Below are 22,892 nucleotides of genomic sequence, written 5' to 3'. Positions count from 1 at the left end.
GCAGGCTCTATGATAAGATAGTTTGTGTCGAGCGGAAGTGGCGGAATGGCAGACGCGCTAGATTCAGGTTCTAGTGGGAGTTTTATCCTGTGGGAGTTCAAGTCTCCTCTTCCGCATTGATAGAATGTGAGAGAAATCCTTGATTCAAGGATTTCTCTTATTTTTTTGTTATCTGAAATTAGCACATTTTTCGTTTTCTCAACTAGCTTTATGGCAGAATCTCAAGCCAGTATCCATCTGGATCTTTGATAAAATCATCCGTAGTCTTTCTTCTCACTTCGTGCAGATCAAGGGCCTCGTTGTAAAATTTAATAGATCGCTCCAGGTCTGATACATTGTAGTTCTCGTGAATCATCTTAAACTTCATAATTCTTCTCCTTTTGTACATTCTGTGTCTTTAATACGTGACTTATATTGCGGATATTCAGTAATAAACCGCTTAATTACATTGGCATCATTCCAGTAATGCATTGGAAAAATGACATTGCAATCTACATTTTTAAGGAAATACAGAATTCCGTCGGCATAGTGATCTCCCTGCCTCGGATCTAAAGGAACAAATGCAGCATCAAAATGCATACCCTTAATTTTCCTGATTTCTGCACGATATGCTGAAGTAAGTCTCTGGTTGTCAGCTTTCGGTTCACCATCCCAATACCAGTCATTTAAGTCGCCGGCATGATAAATGGTACCTTCCTTTGTTTTGACAATAAATGCTACACCACTATCGTTAGACAGCAATGTATCAACTTTGGTATCATTATCCAGATTATAAGTCTGATCATGATAAACATATGTAATCTTCATATCTGTCAAATGATTTCTTTTTCGTATATCATTCGCCAGGACTGCCTGATAAGTCATCCCCATATCATCAAGAATCTCAAAAATTTGAGGGTTAAAATGATCCTTATGGAAGTGACTACAAAAAACGATTACTTCTTTTTCCTTATCAAGGTGCGGTAATTCACCCTTATAATAATCAAAAATATAGTAGCAATCTTTGGTTTCAAGTAAAAATCCACTGTGGTTAATGTAAGTAATTTTCATAATATCTCCTGTATAAATTAATATTGGAAACTTCATAAAAAAATTCTGATTTCTATGTTGTTTAAATTCCTAATAAAGAATCAATCTATGATTGATTTATAATAATTCCCAAAATCGGCCAGTGCATCTATAATTGGCAGCATTTCTTTTCCAAGTTCCGTTAATCCATATTCTACTTTTGGCGGAATCTCCTGATAATCGTGCCGATAAACAAGCCCGTCATCAATCATTTGCCTGAGACTATCTGTCAGTACCTTCTGTGAAATGCCTTCAATATCTCTCTGCAGTTCATTAAAACGCCAGGGACGTTCTTTTAAATTACGTATGATCAAAAGTTTCCATTTTCCACCTATAAGGGACACGGCCGTTGCTACCGGACAAACAGGAAGTTCATCTTTTGTCTTCATTTCACATTCACCTCCAATTTTATAATAACACATACATTTTAAATAGTGATCTCACTGTGTGCGACTTTTTATAGTCTTGGTTACGTGCGTTGAAAGCATGATTCCAAGACGCAAAAATAACCGCCCGGTAGCACCTTTCTATTTATTAGACTAGCATTTCTTTTTTTCTTATGTCAAATAAATCTTTTAAGATTCTCTATCACCCCAACGCCACATCCAGAACCATCATCAAACTGAACCCAACCGCAAAGAAAACTGTACCGATATTAGAGTGCTCCCCTTGCGACATTTCCGGAATCAGTTCTTCAACCACAACATAAAGCATTGCTCCTGCTGCAAAGCTCAGTAAATATGGTAATGCCGGGATTATCAGCTGCGCAGCAATGATTGTAAGTACTGCTCCAACTGGTTCAACCACACCTGAAAGCACACCTCCTAGAAATGCCTTCCCCTTACTTTCTCCTTCGGCTCTAAGCGGCAGAGATATAATTGCTCCTTCTGGGAAATTCTGAATTGCAATTCCAAGTGATAAAGCAAGCGCACTCGCTGCTGTAATCTTTGTATTTCCTGCAAGAAGACCTGCATACATTACACCAACTGCCATCCCCTCAGGAATATTATGCAGTGTAACCGCCAGTACCATCATCGTTGTACGCCCAAGCTTACTTTTAGGTCCTTCTGACTGTTCACTTCCTACATGAAGGTGTGGAATCAAATGATCCAACGTAAGCAAAAACAACACGCCAATCCAAAACCCGACTACTGCCGGGAAAAAGGATAAAGCTCCCGTATTTTCGGATTGTTCAATAGCTGGAATCAAAAGACTCCAGATGGATGCTGCAACCATTACCCCTGCGGCAAATCCTGCAAGTGCACGCTGCACCTGTTTTCTAAGTGTTTTTTTCATAAAAAGCACACATGCTGCACCAAGCGTTGTTCCAATGAACGGAATCAGTATCCCAAGAAAAATTTCCATTTACGCATCTCCTTTATTGGTTAGTTTTAACTAACTACTCATTTTCTAAAAATCCGTGTAAAACCGAACCTGTAATTCCACACGGATTATTTTTTCTCTAGTTCAGTATATCACTTAAGGAATTGTGTAGCAAGAAGCAACTTTTCTGCCTGATCACTTCCCCATCCAATTTTCCTGTTTTTTTCACAGTTTTCACTCAATCTTTCGCTTTCTGTGCTATAATATGGCATTGCGAAAATATACGATGCTTAAACAGAGGTGAATTACTTGAAGAAGAAAACGCTTGTGCCTCTTATCGTTTTTTTACTGGGCATGTGCCTTGTTGGTTTGATTGTATACAAAACAGATGCCATTGAAAAAGAACAGAAACGCACGACCGCACAATTAAATGCAACAACTTACGGTGAACGTATAAAGAATGAGATTACTAATGGGATTGAGATCACTGATACGTTACAACAAATCTTGATCAGTGAAAATGGAGAGATCAATTATTTTGATACCATTTCCAAAAATATTATGTCCGACTCTATAGAAAGTATACAGCTCGCCCCAAATGGTGTTGTGACAGATATTTATCCTGCTGAAGGAAATGAAGCGGGCAAGATTGATCTGCTCCATGATAAAGATCGTGGAGAAATTTCCTGTTATGCGAGGGATAACCATACTTTGATCACACAAGGTCCCTTTGAATTAAAGCAAGGAGGCTATGGAATTGCAGTTCGCAATCCGGTCTACTTAAATGATAAAAATGGTCAGGAATATTTCTGGGGATTTACGATTGTTATTTTGCGTGTTCCTGATATTTTTTCAGACTCAATCAACGCACTTTCGGATTTTAGTTATAAATATAAGCTTTCGAAAACATCCTCTCCCTGGAGTGATACATATGAAGTTGTTTATCAGTCAGATGGAACTTTAACAAATCCGGTTTCTTATGATTTTACAATAGGTGAAGAGAACTGGAAATTTGAGGTAATGCCTGTAAGTGGGTGGAGAAATGCGAAACTTATAGCTATAGTTATCGGATTTTTTACTTCTATCGTATTTGTTCTGTCAGTTCTTATCTGGGTCTGGCTAACATCAAAAGAAAATAAAAACAAATTCCAGAAACTGGCACATATGGATTCACTTACCAATATTTATAATCGTTACGGATTTGATGAATTAGTAGAAGAAATGATTGCTAAAAATCCGAACGCTCATTATGTAGTTGCACTCTTCGATATAGATGATTTTAAGTTTATTAATGATATCTATGGACATGTTTACGGTGACAGAGCTTTAAAGAATCTTGCTGACAGTATGAAAAAATCTTTTCCATCGGATGCATTATTGGGGCGAAACGGCGGTGACGAATTCTGTATTCTTCTCCCTAATCGCACATATGATGATGCGAAAGAACAGTTACAACAATTCACTATGCTTCCAAAGATATTCTCATACAAGGGAAATGACTACCCATTTTATATTTCTCTTGGATATGCTGAATACCCTACCGCTGCATCAAACCGTGCGCAGCTCATGCGCTGTGCAGATGCCGCACTTTATGAAGTAAAACTACATGGAAAGAATGGATGTATGGCTTACAAGGAAGGACTTCAATCCGGTGTCCGCAAACAACTTGGATTTGCACTCAAGGATATCTCTGAACATCTTCCTGGTGCGTTTATTATCTACAGAGCGGATAAGGGAAATGACGAACTCTTTTATGCAAACCATGAGTTTCTCCAGATGGCCGGATATAAAGATATAGATGAGCTGTTTAAGCTTACAAAGAAGAGCTTTCGAAACCTTATCCGGGAAGATGAGCAACAGCAGATTGAGGCAAGTATCTGGCAGCAAATCGACAGCGGCAATGAAAATGACTATATTTATTTTCATCTTCAAAAAGCTGATGGAACTTACCTTTCTGTACTTGACCATGGAAGAATTGTAGAAAACCAGCAATATGGAAGAGTATTTTATGTGTTGTTTATGGACTGGGCTGATATGCATATCCGTTACAGTGATAAGTTCTCTGAATAAATAACAGATGGTGTGGGATCATATCAAAATCCCACACCATCTGTTATTTCTTTCAAGAATGCCTTTTTATAAATCTTCCTGTATTTTGACGTCACTGTTATCTGCCAGACATTGTTTTAACACAGTGATCATTTTTTCCCCATCCAATGGTTTTGCAATATGACCGTTCATTCCTGCATTTTTTGCCATCTGTATATCTTCCGCAAAAGCATTCGCAGTCATGGCAATAATCGGTATGGCGGCTTTTTTCCGGTTTTCCATCTGCCGTATCTTTGCAGTCGCTTCATATCCATTTAACCTCGGCATCTGAATATCCATGAGAATCAACGCATAATATCCATCCTCTGCTTGTCCCAGCATATCACAGCATTCCTGACCATCTTTTGCCCAGTCAGTCAAAATCCCCTCTTCTTTCAACAGTTCTATCGCAATTTCAGCATTTAATTCATTATCTTCCGCAAGAAGAATTCGCTTTCCAATACTCTTATCAGATATAACAGACTGTTCCGACTCTTTCTTTTTGTATACATCCTCTTCTGATGCAATCTCCAGTGGAATTTCCACTGTGAATTTTGTTCCTTTCCCCTGTTCGCTTTCTACATAAATCTTTCCGCCCATCAGTTCAACAAAAGATTTCACAATAGAAAGTCCAAGACCAGTACCGACCACTTTATTCTCTGTCGCTGTATGTTCTCTTGAAAATTCATCAAAAATATGTGGAAGGTATTCCTGCTTCATCCCTATTCCGGTATCTTCACAGATGAATACATACCATGCTTTTTTATCATCTGATGCTGTTTCCGTAATATTTACATGAATCGCCTGACCGTTTGGAGTATATTTGATTGCATTACTCACTATATTTAAATATATTTCCTGAAGTTTTGTCTTATCACAGACTGCATATTTATGCTGTATATTTGTATCTATCGAATATTGAATTTCCTTCGATTGGATATCAGCTTCAAATACTGTATTTACAGAATAAAACATTTCGCTCAAATTCTCTGCCTGCATTTTTAACACAGCTGTTCCACTTTCAATGCGAGCCTTTTCCAGCACCTGATCAATAATCGTCATCAGAAAATTGCCCGAGGACTTGATCTTTCCTAAATACTCCCTTGCTTTTTCCTCGTTCTTAAGATTCTTTCCTAGAAGATCTGAAAATCCAATAATTGCATTCATCGGGGTTCGGATGTCATGACTCATATTAAACAGAAATCGTGTTTTTGCCTCACTTGCTTCTTTTGCCTGTTCTGCCGATTTTTTCAATTCAGCTGCATACTGCTTCTCTCGACGTTTTTTGCTGCAGATCTGATCAAAAATAGTAGCACCCATCATGGCAATTATGAGGGCTGATACAATAACAGCAATCCATTGATAAATTGAAATCCATCCCTCCTTTGGTACGATATCCACATACCATGTGTAATTAGGAATCTCACACTCTACCGTAAGGCTATTCTCAGGCATATGTTCCTGATTTTGAGTCAGAACAATCCGATCATCGGCATTCTCATCATTCGTCCATATCTCATAACAATAGGATGCTTCACTTAGCCGTTCCATGCCAATTTCATCTATAAATTTATCCCAGTCGATAACTATGATCACAAACCCCCAAAAGGTGTCATTTCCTGTAATATTATTCTGATAAACCGGATGGAACAGCAAAGCTCCTGTTCCTCCCTGTTTTAATTGATATGGACCTCCAAGAGTATATTTTCCTGTTTCTTTGGCACGCTTTGCGTCTCCACTGCGTTCATGCTCTGTCAGCATATTCATTCCAAAAGCCTGATCATTTCCCTGCTTTGGGAAAATATCAGTAATAACCCCATTCGGTGCGAGTTCGAATGCTTTTACAACACCTGCTTCATTCGGAAGCATTTCTGCCAATTCTGAGAATGTAGTCTGATTCAGATCATATCCTGCAAGAATCACGTTTTCAAGAAATTCTGAAAGTTCAACATACTGATCTAATTGTGCATTGATCCGCTTTACTGTACTTTGTGCAGTATAAGCAGCTGCTGTCTTTTTTTCTTTCTCTATGTTCTTTACAATAATACAGCCCAAAAGAAGTGCTGTTATAAAAATAAACAAGCCAATGATCCAACTGTATCTTTTTGTCTGTTTAGAACTGGTACTTCCCTTTTCCATTTACTGTTGCCTCTTCATCTTCAATGTTTTCTGTTGTTTTTAATTATATCATGTCATGTTTTTTTATGTATATTTTTTTCTACAGTAAACGGATAACAAGTTCTTTCTTTGTCTGCTGCTTTCCTTCGCATTATCCTTAAGCTATTTCCTTTTTCATTGCCCTGTAACCGATCAGCACTGTCCATACATATGCACATGTTTTCGGAATCATCAGCATTCCGATCATCGGAACAACATCAGCCCACAGTACAACCGGGATATAGAATGCAAAGCTTAAGACGATCGTCAGCCACATCCAGCAGAAAGACTGATCATTGCTTTCTTTTGCACTTTTGTAAAACAAAACGATGATAAGTAATCCCATCAGTGCAAACGGAATATTACGGTAAATGCCCCAGGAAAGCGGTGCTTCTGCACTGAGCCATTCATTCTGTGGCATCATACACAGAACAATTCTTAATCCTGCGAGTAGATAGATCGCTGCTGTAGTTGCATTGTGTCCTTTGATCTGATAACGTTCACGCCAAATATAGTAAAGAATAACATAAAAAATTGTCATTGTAACGGATGTGATCCATTTACCTAATCCTAACTGTACAGTGAAATTCTCAAGACCTGTTGTACAAAGTGCAAATGCACGTGGAACCAGGTGGAATGCATCTCCACTTCCTAAAAGAACTGCCATGATTCCAAACATGGTGAACTGACGGTTTCCTTTGCTCTTACGGATCATCAAGATTCCGATTGTAATTACCGAGATTAAATACACGGCGTCAAATAAAGTTTCTACAATTGCCTGCATAATAAATATCCCTCTTTCTTTTGAATTTATATTGAATTATGTTGTTCTGATAAAACAGACCTGCACAATTACAATCACACATAACTATGCGTACATGAACATTGTTCATTTTCAATCAAAAATTTTCCCACAGCTACTGTGGGAGAATTTTAATACAACGTTTTCTTTACAAGCATCAATACAGATGATGGATCATAATCCTGCCGGATCATCGACACCAGAATCAGGGAAAACAGTATGTCTGCAAACTTTTTCTCTGTAAATTCCTGGTCAAATACATCTGCACGGACCTTCGGATCATTTCCTAAGACCTCACATAATCCATTCAGAATATGTCCCCATGTCTTCATCATTCTTTTCTTCCCACTTGTTTTTTCATCTCTCATAAAACCAAATGAATGTAATGAGAAGAACCCAGGGAACTGACGATTACCGTATTCTAATCGTTCATAGATCCATGAAATACAAGATTCGACATCGTGAAAGACCTGTTCATCTTCCGGGTGAAAAAAGATTTCATGCCAAATACTCTCTATTGTATCACTGAGCAAATCTGCCTTGGATTCATAATAATTATAAATAGTACCTGCTGATACAGAACATCGGGACGCAACAGCCCGTATACTTACGGCAGCCCATCCATTCTCCTTTATCAGATCTCTGCTGGCAGCTAATATGTCTTCTTTTGAAGTAGCAAGATGATTCACGATCTCACCTCCGATATCTCATTTCTGTATTCTAAATTTATAATGAACACTGTTCATTTTGATAATATACAGCACTTAGGTAGGTTTGTCAAGACTGTTTTAACCTATTTCTTTTTTCTTATGTCAAATAGATCTTTTCAGCATTACCAGCATTGTAATAAAGCACAAACTTCCACCAATCACATTAGATATAGGCTCTGCTAAGAACACCCCTCTCGTCCCCATGTGAAATGCATATGGGAACAAATACGTCAGTGGCACAACGATAAATACTTTTCTAAGTAATGAAAAGAAAATTGCCTGCTTCTTCTTGTTCAATGATTTGAAAACCGTCTGCCCAACATACTGCAGATCCATAAATATAAATGCTGCGAAATAAAGTTTCAGTGCATCTACGCAATCAGCAAGCAGTTCTCTATCTGTGCTGAAAATTCCGATTAGAAATTCCGGTTCGAAAATAATCACGCTCCACGTAATTGCTGTATAGATCAATATCATGCAAGTCAGTACGCGGATGGCTTTCTTCACTTTCATTGGGCGCCGGGCTCCATAATTATAGCTCAAGATCGGAGAAGTTCCTTCATTGATAGCATAGATCGGAGTTTCCACCATCTGACGAACACTTGATACGATCGTCATAACAGAGATATATACATCACCGCCAATTCCTGATAAGACGCTGTTACAACATATTGTTACCAGACTATTGGTCAGCTGCATGATAAACCCTGCACTTCCAAGGCTCACAATATTCTTCGCATCATCTCTACATGCTTTCCATTCTCCTTTTGACAGCACCCGCACTTTCAATTCCGCTTTCTTTCTCAAGAAATAAAATACATATGCTGCCGATAAAGTCTGGGAAATGATTGTTGCGATCGCCGCTCCTTTTATGCCTAAATTCAATCCAAATATAAACAATGGATCCAGAATCAGATTAGCAACGGCTCCAATTGTAACCGATAACATTCCTGAAGTTGCATATCCCTGCGCATTAATAAATGGGTTCATCCCTGTTGCAATCATAGATGGGACTGTTCCGATCAAATAAATCATCATGTATGGATATGCGTAAGACAGCCCTTCTTCCGACGCCCCGAACAACACCAGAATCGAACTTGCGAACAGCATTCCGATCACCATCAATGCCACTCCACAAATGCACAGCATTGAAAATGATGTATTCATGATCACTTCTGCTTTTTTTATGTTTCCTTTGCCTCGGTTAATTGAAAATAACGGGGCACCGCCACTTCCAAATAAATTGCTGAATGCAGTGATGATCACAATAATCGGAAAGCACAAGCCCACTGCTCCAAGCGCTGTTGTTCCTACTGATGGGATCCTGGCAATATAAATCCGATCCACAATGTTGTACAAAAGACTCAGTATCTGAGCCACAAGCATCGGTAACGCTGCTCCCAAAATATTTCCTGTAACTGTTCCGTGGTCGAAATCAATCTGTTTCATCTTTATAATATTATCTTAAACCAATCTTTCTCTTCAAATTCAACAACCGTACAATCATTTGCATAAGTACATTCCGGAAGTACGATCATTGCATGAAGTACCTCATTATTCGCCGGAAGTGGACACAGATGCCAGATCGCTGCATTGATCTTTACCATGCATCCCTTTGGTACAAGGAAAGCCTTCGCAAGTTCCGGAACCGGTGTTCCGCCGGAAGCAGGTGCAACATGGATAAGCATGTCGTCATCAAGAGCAACAATCCCTTCCCATGTAGTTGTATGATATTCCGCCATCTTGACAATTCTTTCGTCCTTGCGAACTTCAATCGGTGAAAATGCCATTGTTCCAACACAGGTTCCTGAGATACGGTCCGGATAGAATTTATGAATCTCTCCCTCCAGTGGATATCCCTCTGGTTCTGTCATACTGCAAAATGTTCCGTACGGTGCAAAATCTGCTGCATTAATCTTTACTGCTTTTACTTCTCTCATCGAGTAAGTCCTCCTTTGTTTTAATATAATCGTATCGCTGATGGAAAGCAGATCAGCTTGCTCCACTCTCACTACCAACTCATCACGTCTAGTATATCATAATTAATTCCGACCAGCAAAATCTCACCGCAAAACTCTTTGATTGCCGCCGGGTAGTTCCGTTTCTTAATCTGTGCTGCTACTGCATCCACATTCATATTTGCCCAGCAACATCTATCTTTTCACATATCTCTGATTTCTGCTGCGTGGCTTGTCAGGAACTGTCATCTGTATCAATTGAAGTTCTATTGCCGGATTCAGATAATTCTTGCGAAATGATTCCTTTGACTTTAGACCCAACAACTCCATCAAAGTAACTGCGGTGTACGGAACTTCGTATTCCATAACATCTAATAATCGTTTTACATATTCTGATATATTTTCCCTTTGTCCTTCCGACTGTAACAGAACTTCTTTTAAAATCTGATCAATCTGGCGCAACATAAATTCGATAAATAGATTTGAATCACCATTTACATGGCATTGTGCGATCACATTGTAATATTCTTCCTGGAATCTTTCAATCTGACTTTCTATTGGAATGTATTGAAAGAATGGCTTCCAATTTGCTAAAAGACAAGTATGCCACAACCTTGCCATGCGTCCATTCCCATCTGCGAATGGATGAATAAATACGAATTCATAATGAAATACGCAGGACAGGATCAATGGATGAACTTCTTCTTTTTCTCGTTCCATCCAATCAAACAGTTCTTCCATAAGATGTGGGACGAATCTTGCCGGCGGTGCCATGAAGATGCATTCCTCTCCATTGAAAACACCCTCTTCGCCATGTCTGAAACATCCTGATTCATCTATCAGATACTTCGTCATAATCCCATGTATGTGCTTTAATTCTTCAATATCATAAGGATCGATCTCATTTATTTTCTCATATGCTTCGTATGCGTTCTTTACTTCTTGTATTTCCTTTTGTTCTCCAAGCACAAGCTTTCCATCTATGACATCTCTTACCTGTCCGATTGTCAATGAATTTGCCTCGATTTTCAAAGAAGAATAGATTGATTTAACTCTGTTATTTTTTCTCAAATGTGGCTTTGACTCCAGATTTTTTCCAGTAGTGATTCTTCCTACTTTTTCAGAAATTGATGCGACTAAATCCAGCATTGTATTTGTAAGTTTGAATGGTGGTGCATAAGTATTCATATCATTTCCCCTCGTATAACTTACTTATTATCTTGTACGTTTTCTTACTATATTATACTAGTTTTTTATTTATTTTACTATAACTTGCTTGTTATCTTATACGTTTTCTTGTCTTTTATTAATTTGCGAACATATCAAGACTTCTCTCCACATTTTCCTCAAATTATCATCACAATCAACATTTTCTCTTGACAATTCCTCAAACCTCCATATAATTATCTATGGTAATTAACCTTGGTAACTATATAGGAGTTTTATTATGACAAATGAAAAAATCAAACGCATGCTCGATGCATGTTATCAGGCAAAGCGAATTCGTGAGATGCTCCCTCCGCTTCCGGAAGGTATCATGTCATCTCACATCCGCTATATGGATATGATCCAGGAGCTTCAGAAACAGAAAGTCCATGTAAGAGTTTCTGATTTAAGTGACGTTCTGAATATCCCGCGACCGGGTGTCACAAGGACAATAAAAGAAATGGAGAAGAAAGGATTGGTACAAAAGACAGCCTCCCCAGATGATGGACGTGTCACATACTTGTCTTTGACAGAACATGGGACGGAAATCTCTGAAAAATATAATGAGAATTATTTTAATGAGCTGACGCCTTATCTTGATGATATCTCCGATGCGGACGCTGACTGCATGGTTCAAACAATCCAGAAATTTTACGACATCATGTGTGAAAGGAGCATTCAAAATGACAGATAAAACTGCTGATTTTACGCAAGGAAGCATTCTAAAGAAACTGGTAGCATTTATGATGCCTGTGCTTGGCGCACTAATCCTTCAGGCAGCGTATGGAGCGGTTGACCTTCTGGTCGTTGGAAGATTTGGTTCTACCTCCGGACTTTCTGCAGTTTCTACCGGAAGTCAGGTTCTGAATCTGGTCACTTTCGTAGTCGTCCAGTTTGCTATGGGTATCACGGTTCTGATCGCGCGTTATCTCGGCGAAAAGAAACCGGAACAGATTGGCTCCGTCATTGGCGGTGCTGCAATTGTATTTACAGCGATTTCAGTTGGATTGTTCATCGTTATGGTTTGTTTTGCACACCCGATCGCAATCCTGATGCAGGCACCTGCTGAAGCTGTCGAATTGACTACTGTTTACATCCGTATCTGCGGTGGCGGAATCTTCTTCATCGTCGCCTACAACCTGCTTTCTGCGATTTTCCGTGGACTCGGAGACAGCAAGTCTCCTCTGCTTTTTGTACTTGTCGCATGCATCATAAATGTTTTCGGTGACTTGATACTTGTTGCAGGTTTCCACATGAACGCAGTCGGTGCCGCAATTGCAACTGTTTTCGCCCAGGCAGTCAGTGTTGTCTTCGCAGTAGTTCTTCTTATCAAAAAGAATTTGCCGTTTAAGATTATGAAAAAAGACTTCTGCCTGAATCCACAGTGCAAGAAATTCCTCATTATTGGACTCCCTCTTGCGCTCCAGGAATTCCTGACACAGATGTCATTCCTCGCACTCTGCGCTTTTGTAAACCGGCTCGGACTGGAGGCTTCTTCTGGTTACGGCGTTGCCTGTAAAATCGTAAACTTTGCAATGCTGGTACCTAGCGCACTCATGCAATCTATGGCTTCTTTCGTCTCTCAGAATGTCGGTGCCGGAAAATCAAAGCGTGCAAAGAAATCTATGTTCACCGGAATCGAAGTCGGCCTGGTTGTCGGATGTTTCGTCTTCGCTCTTGTATTTCTTAAGGGAGATGTCCTGTCCGGATTCTTCTCTACGGATGCCGACGTTATTCAGAATGGCTTTGCTTACTTGAAAGGATTCGCACCGGAAACGATTTTAACAGCCGTCCTCTTCAGCATGATCGGTTATTTTAATGGAAATGATAAGACGCTCTGGGTTATGACACAGGGACTCATCCAGACACTTCTGGTCCGTCTGCCAATGGCATACATCATGAGTATCCAGCCGAATGCCAGCCTGACAAAGATCGGTCTTGCTGCACCGGTTTCTACAGCAGTTGGAATTATGTTAAACGTTGGATTTTATGTTTATTTAAATCGGAAAAAATAGCCCCCTGCAACCGCTGCCACCGGCATTACAACCACGCAGGCGATTGCTCCGAAGATCATTGAGGCGCAATTTTCAAACATGATTTTAGAATTCAACAGTAGTTCAAACGAATATCCCTGCATCCGCAGATAGGAAAAAAGCAGAAGTGATTCTCCTAAATATGCAAACAGAAGTGTATTCACCGTTGTTCCGGTCACTTCTTTTCCTATCTGCATTCCGCTGTGAATCAGTTCTTTAAAAGTCATATCTTCTTTATGGCTTTTCACTTCATAAACAGATGTGGTAACTGTCAGTGCCATATCAAGAACAGCTCCAAGAGTACTGAGAAGTATAACAGAGACAGCAACATTTCTCATACTGATATTCAGGTTCATATTATAATAAAATACATCTTCTCCAACCTGTTGTATCTCGTTAAGACCTCCCGCCTCACTTCTCCATACAACGATATATATGAAGAAAAACAGCAACAGCATTGTGATCATAGTTGCCAGAAATGCACTCCATGTCTTTCCATTTCTACCATTTTGATAGAACAACGTAATACAGGAAATGACAACGCCGACACAAACCGTAACGAGAAGAACAGGAACTCCTGATGCCATAAGCCAGATTGCAAGACTTAAGATCAACAGATTTCCACACAAAGCAATAAGCGAAACGACACCTCTGTCTCCACCGACGACCATAATTAAAATCAGTAAAATCAATCCAAGTGTTATCAGCATTTTCCTTCTCCCTGCACCTTTCTTGCTTTCTTCTGTCTATGAAACATTCCTGGGACCTTTATCATCACAGAAGTAACCAAAATAGAAATCGGTATTGCCAGAACAATTCCTATACTTTCCACCAGAAATCTGCACAATTCACATGGAATGTGCAATTTTATAATAGTAATTAAACTCACATCATTATTCATTCGAATCAGACACATTGGGATCAGTCCACAGCCAAAGACAAACAACAGCACATTTATCATCGTTCCCATAATGTCATATCCAATTTCTCTTCCTGATTTAAATAATTCCAAAAATGTCACTTCCGACTTCTTTTCAACGATTTCGCTTAAGGATGCAGCGATGGCGACCGCCACATCCATGATTGCTCCCAGTCCTGAGATCAGGATTTCTGCATGGAAAATTTCATCCGGATTTTCAATACTTCCAAGATACTCCATGGTCGAATAATCAAGATCTTCTGCATGATGGATTACAACATCAAAGATTCCCATGATCATTACAAGAACAATCAATGTTGTAAAAAGTGCTGCCCATGTCTTTTTATGAATCCCGTTTAATCCAACCAATGTAATAACCGCAAAAAGAATCACCAGCCCGCTGCACATTTCCAGCACATTTGATGTATCTCCCGCTTTCCAAAAACCAATTGCAAAAACAGCAACATTAAAAATAACGGTCAATATCGTAAGCGCACCCTGTCTTCCTGCAATGGTAATTAATACAAACATTAAGAATCCTACAAGTATCATAAGCTCTGTATCTCGTTTCAGTCCACGAATTCCAGAACCCATTCTCTTGCTTGTTCCATTGAGCAGTACCTTATCTCCCTTATGATATGGCTGTTTCGTCATTCCGGTATACGTGTACTCATTCGTAAAACTTATTGTCTTTCCCTTGTTTTCCCCATTTAGGATTACTCCCTGGATGTTCTGCTTATATTTTTTCTCCTTCGTCCCTCTGGTTCCTGTCTCTTCTCCTGAGACACTGGTTTCGACCTTTGTCAGTTTTGCAATGGGTGTGCTATACAACCATGCATCATTTGCAACAAAGATAATACACAGCAGATACAATATGCCAAGGATACAATATAACTTTCTTTTCTTGCTCTGTTTTATAAATTCCAACATTACTTTACTTCCATCTCGAATCTATCAAAAATCATTTTTTTATTTTAACGCAAAAAATTTTATTGTCAAGATGAATTTGAAAATGATTTTCATGTTAAAAGAACAGGACAGCACGCTAACGCGCACTGCTCTGTTCTTCTGTTCTTCTTTTCTCTATTCTACTTTGCTTCTCCCTCCGGGAAAATAATCTTATTCACGAAGAAGAATACCACCATCGACACTCCTCCGTTCAGCACGGTTGTTCCGATATTGTAAAGCCATCCCGGTACAAACATTCCGGCAACTGCAACCCAGATACAATTGATTGAGTTTACAATACATGTAACAATACAGAATGCGATCAGATACCAGAACGCCTGATACCAGATCTTTCCTTTGCTGCGGAACACAAAGCTTCTCTGGATTGGGAAGTTGATACACTCACCAACGAGCATTGCGATCATGTATGCACAGAAATACGGAAGACCTCCATGTGCCGCATCATATCCGATAATATTCCACTTAAATGTCTCACCGAATAATGTAATGTCGATTCCCGGGAAACCGAAATCAATATTCGGAAGTCCTGCGAATGCCAGTGGCAAAAACAGCAACATTACATATTTAAGTACAGTGATCAGATTACTTACGATTACGAACAATCCGCCTTCTTTGCAAGTTCTACTGCTGCCTTTGTCAACTTTTGATTCGGTTTTCTGTTACGGATATATCCCTGCTCATATGCAACAACATCCAGATCTGTTGATCCAATCACATCAAGGATTGCTTCCGGCTGTTTTGTCAGGTTATGATGCGCTTCCACATCAAATGTTTTTCCCTTTGCGTCTTCTGTTGCCTGATGTGTTGAGAAGATTACATTTAAAAGCTCATCCAGTCTCTGATCCAATACCGCTTCATCAAGATCACCATTCTCAACTGCATGAATAATATCATACATACCTGATTTTCCTGTTCCCGGCATTTCCAAATGGCTTCCGTTCTTCACACCAAGTGCATGATCATTACTTCCGCCCCAGTCAGATACAACAAAACCATCAAAGCCCCACTCATCTACCAGGATTTCCTGCAGCATATGACTGTTTTCATTTGCATAGACTCCATTTACTTCATTATAGGAAGACATGATGGACTTTGATTTACCTTCCTTAATTGCAATCTCGAATCCGGTTGTATAAATCTCACGGAACGTTCTTTCATCCACAACGGAATCATTTGCCATGCGGCGCAGCTCCTGACTGTTTGCTGCAAAATGCTTTGGACAAGCTGCAATACCCTTGCTCTGGATTCCACGAACATATGCCGCCGCCATTTTTCCTGCATGATATGGATCCTCTGAAAAATACTCGAAGTTTCTTCCGCACAGAGGACTTCTCTTAATATTAAGTCCCGGTCCAAGGATCACATTGACACCCATCGTCACTGCTTCCTCTGCAAGTGCTTCTCCAATTTCTTCTCCAAGTGCTTCGTCCCAGCTGTTTGCCACTCCTGCTGCTGTCGGAAAACAAGTTGCCGGAAGACTGGCATTCAATCCCAAATGGTCTCCTGCTCCTGCCTGTCTTCTCAGCCCATGCGGTCCATCGGACATTACCATAGACGGAATCCCATATTTTTCTAAATCAACTGTCTCCCATGTGTTCTTTCCTGACATCATAATTGCTTTCTCTGCCAGTGTCATTTTTCTGATCAACTTTTCATATTTCAGACTCATTTTGAAACCTACCTTTTATTGTGTACTATGTTACTTTGTTACCCTTCGCAGTACCTGTGATCAGTTTTCTTGCATTTTCCATATCACAAGTGTCTTTTTTACTGAACTTATCATAACACAAAAAGCAGACCGTTAAGGTCTGCTTTCATAAATGGTCGTTTTTTCTACATGAACTGTTTTAATAACATTTTTTATTTTGATTTTTTCAATAATTTCTTATACGAGAAATCGATCGCAAATGCGCCCAGCGGAGCTGTCAACACAATCGCTAAAACAGCCACGGTAAGAACGGTATCTCCGCATGCAAATCCCATCGCAAGAGGGATTCCACCGATTGCGGCTTGAACTGTTGCTTTCGGTGTATAAGCCATCATGGCAAATAATCGTTCTGTCTTCTTGAGACTTGTTCCAAGAAGACAGACGGATACACCAAGCATACGAAACACCAGTGCACCTACGATAACAACTAACGCTTTCACACCGATTTTTCCAAGATATCCGACATTCACTGTTGCTCCTACAAGCACAAACAGAAATACTTCTGCTGCCACCCACAGCTTTCCATATTTCACAGAAATCCTCTTCGCAACAACTTCTCTCTTCTTCTGCAAACCGATCCCAATGAACATGATCGCGATCAATGCTGAAAATGTAATCGCCGTATTCAAACTGTCTTCCATAACAACAAGCAACAGAGAAATACTCAAAATGATCAACACTTTCGAGGTATCTCTTATATGCACTTTCTTAAAGTAATACGCAAGACATGTCCCTATTAATAATCCAATCCCAATTCCAAGGAAAATAGAAACCGGAATATTGATAAAACTGAGTATAGATGTACTTTGTCCCTGCATCATTCCTGTAAATGTTGAAAACAGCACGATGACATAGACGTCATCCACAGATGCGCCCGCAAGAATCAGCTGCGGAATCCCCTGTTTCACGCCATAGCCTTCCTCCATCAGCTTCACCATTCTCGGTACTACAACAGCCGGTGAAACTGCTGCAAGCACAGCTCCCATGATTGCAGCTTCAAGTATAGATAATCCCATCAGCTTCGGAGCCAACAGTACAATTCCAACAATCTCAAACGTTGCCGGAACAAAACACATCATCACAGCCGGTCTTCCGATCTTTTTAAGTCCTGAAAGATCCAGACCAAGACCGGCTCTTGTAAGGATGATAATCAGCGCGATCTTTCGAAGCTCGGCTGAGATTCCAAGAATACTGTCATCCAACAGATTCAGTACATATGGGCCGAGTATCATCCCCGTGATCATCATTCCAAGCAAGCTTGGCAGTTTGATTTTCTTACAGATCCAGCCCATAGACATTCCTACAAGCAAGATCAAAGCAATACTTAGTAACATCTATTAAATTGCAAGCAAGTTCTTAATTGCTTCCATGTAAATCTGTACTGCTTCTTCAACTTCAGATACGAGTGTGTACTCGTCTGCACCATGGATGCGGTAATCTACGCCCGGTTTCTCCGGTCCGAATGCGATGATATTTTTTAAGGACTTCGCATATGTTCCACCACCGATTACTAACGGTTTGTTCTCTGTATCTCCTGTTACATCTGTATAAGCTTTGTACAGTGCCTCTACAAGTGGAGACTCTTTCGGGAAGAACAATGGTTTTGTAGTTGTGTGGATCTCAATGCGTCCGTTCTCGTCTTCGAGCTTTCCTTCGCACATCTTGAGCATATCTTCTACAGAATATGTTACCGGGAATCTGATATCGATTGTAGCGGAGATCACACCGTCTTCTTTCTTAACGATTCCGTTACAGAATGTAAGCTCTCCAAACTCATCTGCGCATTTCAGTCCGATTCCTGATCCGTCACATGCTGTACCAATGTGTGAGTTATAGAATTCTACGAAATCATCTTCAAATCCGGCTTTTGCAAGACAGTCAAAGATAACACCTGCAGCATTAACTCCAAATGCCGGTGTACTTGCATGTGCAGATACTCCCTTTGCATAAATAGTGATCTTTCCATCTTCCTCTGTTACTTTGTATTCCTGAAGTTTTGTCCCTGCGAAAGCAGCTTCCAGTCTGTCTTTCAGTCCTTCTTCTGCCGGAATCTCTGCTGTACATGCATCACATACGGCATTGAATACAAATCCACCATTGATAGAAATAATCTTTGTATTCTTAGAAGTTGCCAGCATGCCAAGCATACCTTTCTCTCCGTGAATACATGGGTAATTTGCATCCGGTGTAAATCCACAAGATAACTCTTCTGCCACTTCATTATAATGCTCCATACATCTGGAACCATTTTCCTCATTACATCCCATGATCAGACGAACTCTCTTGTTGAGCTTCACACCTGAATCACGAAGAAGCTTCATTGCATAAAGCGCTTCCATAACAGGTCCTTTATCATCTGTTGTTCCACGTCCGTAAACGTAATCTCCTTCTCTTGTCAGCTTGAATGGATCATATGTCCAGTCACCGCCCGCCGGTACGATATCCAGATGTCCTGCGATACCAACGATCTCTTCGCCTTCTCCCATCTCTGCATATCCACAGTAGTTATCCAGGTTCACTGTCTTGAATCCGAGCTCATCTGCAATCTGCAGTGCTTCGTGAAGAACCTTTGCCGGTCCCTCTCCAAATGGCATTCCTTCTGCCGGTGTTCCAAGCTGTGAATCTATCGCTACAAGTCTTTCCATATTGCTTAACAATTCTTCTGTTGTTGCATGAATCTTTTCTTTAATATCCATTATTTTCATCCTTCCTTTTTTACTGTTTTCTATCATATGATGCGAGTGTCAAAAGTAAATTTTGCCACTCACTGATGTAACCGGATTGCTCCATTGCTATGCAATTCCCGCAATCCTCGAACACCTCAAACTCCCATAAAATGGTGTGTTCACACCATTTTATTCCGTTTTCGGTGTTCGGCGTGTCAAAAAGTATAAATTGCTTATTTGTGCGAGCACAAACGCAATTTATACTTTTTGACATTTACATCATCATATCATGTATCGTGAAAAATTTCCAGTCTTCCCTTAACAAAATTATCGACATTTTGTCTATAATCTGGATTAAACAATTCTTCCGTTTTAGATTATATTCTCTTAATAAATTTTACTTTTCTTTAGCTTTCGTGACACGAGGTGTTCACAATTCTTCCATATAATAACATCATCAAGTTGATACAAATGAATTACAAAAGTATCATACATAGAAAAGAAGACGGTGATTGTATTAGCGACAGATCTTTTATGATTGCCGGACTTCGACCAAAAATTACGAATAGTTTATATAGATAATGGCCCGGTGCAGTGCACCGGGCCACGTTTTTGTTATTATATTTTCTTAACCTCTTTTTCCATTTTTCAGATCTTCCACGATTTCATTGTAACGTTTTTTATTCAAACGATAGAAGAACAGAACAACTGCTGTGACAATCCACAAAATTCCTGGAATTGTTGAAAATGAATGTTTCATAACTGCAATTACTTCCGGATTCTGTACCTGATTTGCCACATATCCGTATTTACCAAGCAGAGCTGCAAGGAGTGCAGTTCCTATAGCCATTCCGATTTTATTTCCAAGAGAAACAAATGCATACTGGAATCCATCATTTCTAAGTCCTGTTTTCCACTCGCCGTATTCCACACAATCCGGAATGATCGCATAGATTGCAGTGTTAAATCCTGAAAAGAAAAACTGTGTAATACCTGCCAATGCATAGAATACAATTGGAGATTCTTTTACATTAAAGAAGAACATTGCAAGCATAGCGATTCCTGTAAGTAATGCAAAAACAGATGCTGTTCTTCCTTTATTATTCAACTTGCGGAATACCGGCTGGAAGCAAGCTGCACCAATAATTGAAGGAATAATAATACACATGGAATATGTTGTATAATAGGAAGCATCTCCTTCTACATAAGTGAAATAATATAAAATATCTGCATTTCTTCCATATAATGTGAATCCAAACAGCACCTGTCCAACTAATGCAAGCAGATATGGTCTATTCTGCATAACGGCCTTCAGCTGTACTTTAATGGAGATTTTTTCTTTCTCCGGAATTGTCACCTGCTCTTTTGTCTTTGCAAAACAGAAGAAATGACATGCAGCAAAGATGCCTCCGTAAATAATTGCAACAAACAGATAACCGTTCTTTACACTGTTGCTTCCAAGCCTGCTGATCAGTGGCACTGTTACGATATTGATGATTCCGATTGCGATCATTGCTGCTACGGAACGAGATGTATTGATCTTGGCACGCTCATCAATATCCTGTGTCATAGCACCGCAAAGTGTTCCATATGGAATGTTTACACAGGTGTATCCTAAGACGAGAAGACAGTATGTAATTACCATGTAAACTATTTTCGATGTATTTGACCAATCTGGGTGCGCCCAGAAAGAAAGGATCAAAAGCGCTGATGTGATTGGTGCTGCCACCAACAGCCATGGACGGTATCTTCCCCATCTTGTGTTTGTTTTATCTGTTAATCCACCTACGATCGGATCATTGATCGCATCCCAGAATCTTGAGAAAAGCATTAATGCTGATACTGCCGCCATACTGATTCCAAATACATCTGTATAGAAAATCATTAAAAAGTTACTGACAAACATCCAGCTAAAGTTACATCCTACATCTCCGAAACCATATGCAATCTTGCTGATCAGAGGCACTTTTCCATTATTACTCTCGTTTTCCATTAATTACCTCCTAGTCAGAGTTTCTGATAAAACTCTGTCCTCTCTTGATTCGATCACCTATTTCTCCTGCACATTGATGATTACTTTCATCGTTGTCTCGCGGTTATCATCAATATACTGATATGCTTTCAGATAATCTTTGAATGCAAATGTCTTAGAAATCAATGGTCTTAAATGAACCTTTCCTTCATTTACAAGTTCTATACCATCTACATAATCATCATGACGATACATCATTGTGCTCTTGATATCCAGTTCGTGATCATTTGCAACTGCAAGGTCTACTGTTGCCATTCCCGCAAATACGGCAACAAGAACGATGATACTTCCTTTTCTTGCGTATTTAATTGCCTGTCCCATTGTGATATTATTTCCTGCGCAATCATAGATCACATCTGCCTTGTCAGGACCAAAAGCTTCAACCATTGCCTCTCCAAAGTCCTTCTCCATAGTATTAACGCATACATCAATACCACATTCTTTTGCCTTATCCAGACGAAGGTCGCTGACATCTGTGATCATTACCTTTGCGGCACCCATTCCTTTTGCTGCCTGTGCAACCAGGTTACCGATCGGTCCTGCACCAAGAACTGCAATATTCAATCCCTTTACATCTCCTACCTGCTTCACTCCATGCACTGCAACTGCCAAAGGCTCGATCATGGCACCTTCTTCATAAGACATATCTTCCGGAATCCGTGTTACTTTAGAGGCATCTACTGCAAAATATTCTGAAGCTGTTCCTGTTGTCTGGAATCCCATAACCTTAAGTTCCTCACAAAGGTTATATTTTCCATGGCGGCACGGATAACACTGTCCGCAGTAAACCTGTGGCTCGATCGTAACTTTCTGTCCTTCATGAAATTCTGTAACATCTTTTCCGACCTTGGCAATCTCACCGGATACCTCATGTCCCTGAGTCACCGGGTATTTTGTAAATGGATGCTTTCCATGATATACGTGAATATCAGATCCACAGATTCCAATATTCATAATCTTAACCAGTACCTGATCATCTTTCACTTCCGGAACCGGTACCTCTCTGAAAATAATTTCTCCCGGGTTTGTCATTACCTGCTGTAACATAATGTTTTCCTCCTTTATTGAATATCTTTTATTAAATGTTTTATTAAAGTAATTACATTATTGTTCAGGAAATGTATTTTGTCAATATATTATTGTTCAGTTCTGCCTATTGCACAAGATTTCGCTATGATTTTTATGCACTTTGCGCAAAAAAAGTCCAGGGAAGAAACATGTGTTAAAAATGTTTCTTCTCTGGATTTTCTAAC

20 protein-coding genes, 1 tRNA gene and 2 pseudogenes are annotated in these 22,892 nt (G+C 39.7%); 4 read left to right on the top strand and 19 right to left on the bottom strand.

What is annotated here, in order from left to right; genetic code table 11:
- The first annotated feature begins 31 nt into the window (after nt 1-31).
- Nucleotides 32-116 (top strand) — tRNA-Leu (locus LI126_RS09905).
- A 131-nt stretch (nt 117-247) separates the two neighbouring features.
- Here LI126_RS09905 and LI126_RS09900 read toward each other — a convergent pair.
- The 4 genes and pseudogenes from LI126_RS09900 to LI126_RS09885 all read right to left on the bottom strand — a co-directional run.
- A pseudogene (locus LI126_RS09900) lies at nt 248-367 on the bottom strand (VOC family protein); the annotation flags it as partial.
- The gene (locus LI126_RS09895; protein WP_055146502.1) at nt 364-1,050 is read right to left on the bottom strand and encodes an MBL fold metallo-hydrolase; all 687 of its coding nucleotides are present in this window, start codon (nt 1,048-1,050) and stop codon (nt 364-366) included. The pseudogene LI126_RS09900 and the gene LI126_RS09895, both read right to left, overlap by 4 nt.
- An 80-nt stretch (nt 1,051-1,130) precedes the next feature.
- Nucleotides 1,131-1,457, bottom strand: coding sequence for a winged helix-turn-helix transcriptional regulator (locus tag LI126_RS09890; protein WP_055146499.1), 327 nt, complete (start codon nt 1,455-1,457; stop codon nt 1,131-1,133).
- Between the two features lie 199 nt (nt 1,458-1,656).
- On the bottom strand, nt 1,657-2,433 hold the full coding sequence (locus tag LI126_RS09885; RefSeq protein ID WP_117498985.1) for a ZIP family metal transporter: 777 nt from the start codon (nt 2,431-2,433) through the stop codon (nt 1,657-1,659).
- A 258-nt stretch (nt 2,434-2,691) separates the two neighbouring features.
- On the opposite strand from LI126_RS09885, the gene LI126_RS09880 reads away from it, so the two are divergent.
- Nucleotides 2,692-4,461 (top strand): diguanylate cyclase domain-containing protein, encoded by a 1,770-nt coding sequence (locus LI126_RS09880; RefSeq protein WP_227165283.1) that lies wholly within the window; start codon nt 2,692-2,694, stop codon nt 4,459-4,461.
- A gap of 66 nt (nt 4,462-4,527) precedes the next feature.
- Here LI126_RS09880 and LI126_RS09875 read toward each other — a convergent pair whose 3' ends face one another.
- From LI126_RS09875 to LI126_RS09850, 7 genes are all read right to left on the bottom strand, one after another.
- Nucleotides 4,528-6,618, bottom strand: coding sequence for an ATP-binding protein (locus tag LI126_RS09875; protein WP_196020661.1), 2,091 nt, complete (start codon nt 6,616-6,618; stop codon nt 4,528-4,530).
- A 136-nt stretch (nt 6,619-6,754) separates the two neighbouring features.
- Nucleotides 6,755-7,420 (bottom strand): hypothetical protein, encoded by a 666-nt coding sequence (locus LI126_RS09870; protein WP_055158316.1) that lies wholly within the window; start codon nt 7,418-7,420, stop codon nt 6,755-6,757.
- Between the two features lie 149 nt (nt 7,421-7,569).
- Nucleotides 7,570-8,127, bottom strand: coding sequence for a TetR/AcrR family transcriptional regulator (locus LI126_RS09865; protein WP_055146490.1), 558 nt, complete (start codon nt 8,125-8,127; stop codon nt 7,570-7,572).
- A 123-nt stretch (nt 8,128-8,250) separates the two neighbouring features.
- Entirely contained in the window at nt 8,251-9,597 is a 1,347-nt protein-coding gene (locus tag LI126_RS09860) for an MATE family efflux transporter (protein ID WP_055146487.1), read from the bottom strand.
- 2 nt (nt 9,598-9,599) lie between these two features.
- Nucleotides 9,600-10,088 carry an ureidoglycolate lyase gene (locus LI126_RS09855; protein WP_015529939.1) on the bottom strand — a complete coding sequence of 163 codons (489 nt, stop codon included), beginning with the start codon at nt 10,086-10,088 and terminating at the stop codon, nt 9,600-9,602.
- A gap of 71 nt (nt 10,089-10,159) precedes the next feature.
- Entirely contained in the window at nt 10,160-10,285 is a 126-nt protein-coding gene (locus tag LI126_RS15705) for a hypothetical protein (RefSeq protein ID WP_255616142.1), read from the bottom strand.
- A gap of 16 nt (nt 10,286-10,301) precedes the next feature.
- Entirely contained in the window at nt 10,302-11,294 is a 993-nt protein-coding gene (locus LI126_RS09850; protein WP_055158320.1) for a Fic family protein, read from the bottom strand.
- Between the two features lie 259 nt (nt 11,295-11,553).
- Here LI126_RS09850 and LI126_RS09845 point away from each other — a divergent pair, with 259 nt between their 5' ends.
- Entirely contained in the window at nt 11,554-12,006 is a 453-nt protein-coding gene (locus tag LI126_RS09845) for a MarR family winged helix-turn-helix transcriptional regulator (protein WP_020436586.1), read from the top strand.
- Nucleotides 11,996-13,327, top strand: coding sequence for an MATE family efflux transporter (locus LI126_RS09840; RefSeq protein ID WP_055146478.1), 1,332 nt, complete (start codon nt 11,996-11,998; stop codon nt 13,325-13,327). The genes LI126_RS09845 and LI126_RS09840 overlap by 11 nt, the downstream gene beginning before the upstream one ends.
- Here the strand turns inward: LI126_RS09840 and LI126_RS09835 are convergent.
- The 8 genes and pseudogenes from LI126_RS09835 to LI126_RS09800 all read right to left on the bottom strand — a co-directional run bounded on the left by LI126_RS09835 (nt 13,306) and on the right by LI126_RS09800 (nt 22,686).
- Nucleotides 13,306-14,055 (bottom strand): YibE/F family protein, encoded by a 750-nt coding sequence (locus tag LI126_RS09835; protein ID WP_020436588.1) that lies wholly within the window; start codon nt 14,053-14,055, stop codon nt 13,306-13,308. The two genes, LI126_RS09840 and LI126_RS09835, sit on opposite strands and share 22 nt — an antisense overlap.
- Entirely contained in the window at nt 14,049-15,194 is a 1,146-nt protein-coding gene (locus LI126_RS09830) for a YibE/F family protein (RefSeq protein ID WP_227165282.1), read from the bottom strand. Before LI126_RS09830 ends, LI126_RS09835 begins: the two co-directional genes overlap by 7 nt.
- Before the next feature lie 158 nt (nt 15,195-15,352).
- Entirely contained in the window at nt 15,353-15,835 is a 483-nt protein-coding gene (locus tag LI126_RS09825; protein WP_020436590.1) for a GtrA family protein, read from the bottom strand.
- Nucleotides 15,835-16,902: pseudogene (locus LI126_RS09820) on the bottom strand (glycoside hydrolase family 3 N-terminal domain-containing protein); the annotation flags it as partial. The gene LI126_RS09825 and the pseudogene LI126_RS09820, both read right to left, overlap by 1 nt.
- A gap of 191 nt (nt 16,903-17,093) precedes the next feature.
- Entirely contained in the window at nt 17,094-18,275 is a 1,182-nt protein-coding gene (locus tag LI126_RS09815) for a cation:proton antiporter (protein ID WP_055173159.1), read from the bottom strand.
- 3 nt (nt 18,276-18,278) lie between these two features.
- Nucleotides 18,279-19,637: a M20 family metallopeptidase gene (locus tag LI126_RS09810; RefSeq protein ID WP_155204677.1), complete on the bottom strand. Its 1,359-nt coding sequence runs from the start codon at nt 19,635-19,637 to the stop codon at nt 18,279-18,281.
- A 598-nt stretch (nt 19,638-20,235) separates the two neighbouring features.
- The gene (locus LI126_RS09805) at nt 20,236-21,600 is read right to left on the bottom strand and encodes an MFS transporter (protein WP_226900805.1); all 1,365 of its coding nucleotides are present in this window, start codon (nt 21,598-21,600) and stop codon (nt 20,236-20,238) included.
- Between the two features lie 57 nt (nt 21,601-21,657).
- Nucleotides 21,658-22,686: a zinc-dependent alcohol dehydrogenase gene (locus LI126_RS09800; RefSeq protein ID WP_227165281.1), complete on the bottom strand. Its 1,029-nt coding sequence runs from the start codon at nt 22,684-22,686 to the stop codon at nt 21,658-21,660.
- Between the last annotated feature and the right edge of the window lie 206 nt (nt 22,687-22,892).

Origin of the sequence: Mediterraneibacter sp. 210702-DFI.5.30, from assembly GCF_020560115.1 — a bacterium.
GTDB lineage: Bacteria > Bacillota > Clostridia > Lachnospirales > Lachnospiraceae > Mediterraneibacter > Mediterraneibacter faecis.
This window is presented reverse-complemented; position numbering and strand designations above follow the sequence as displayed.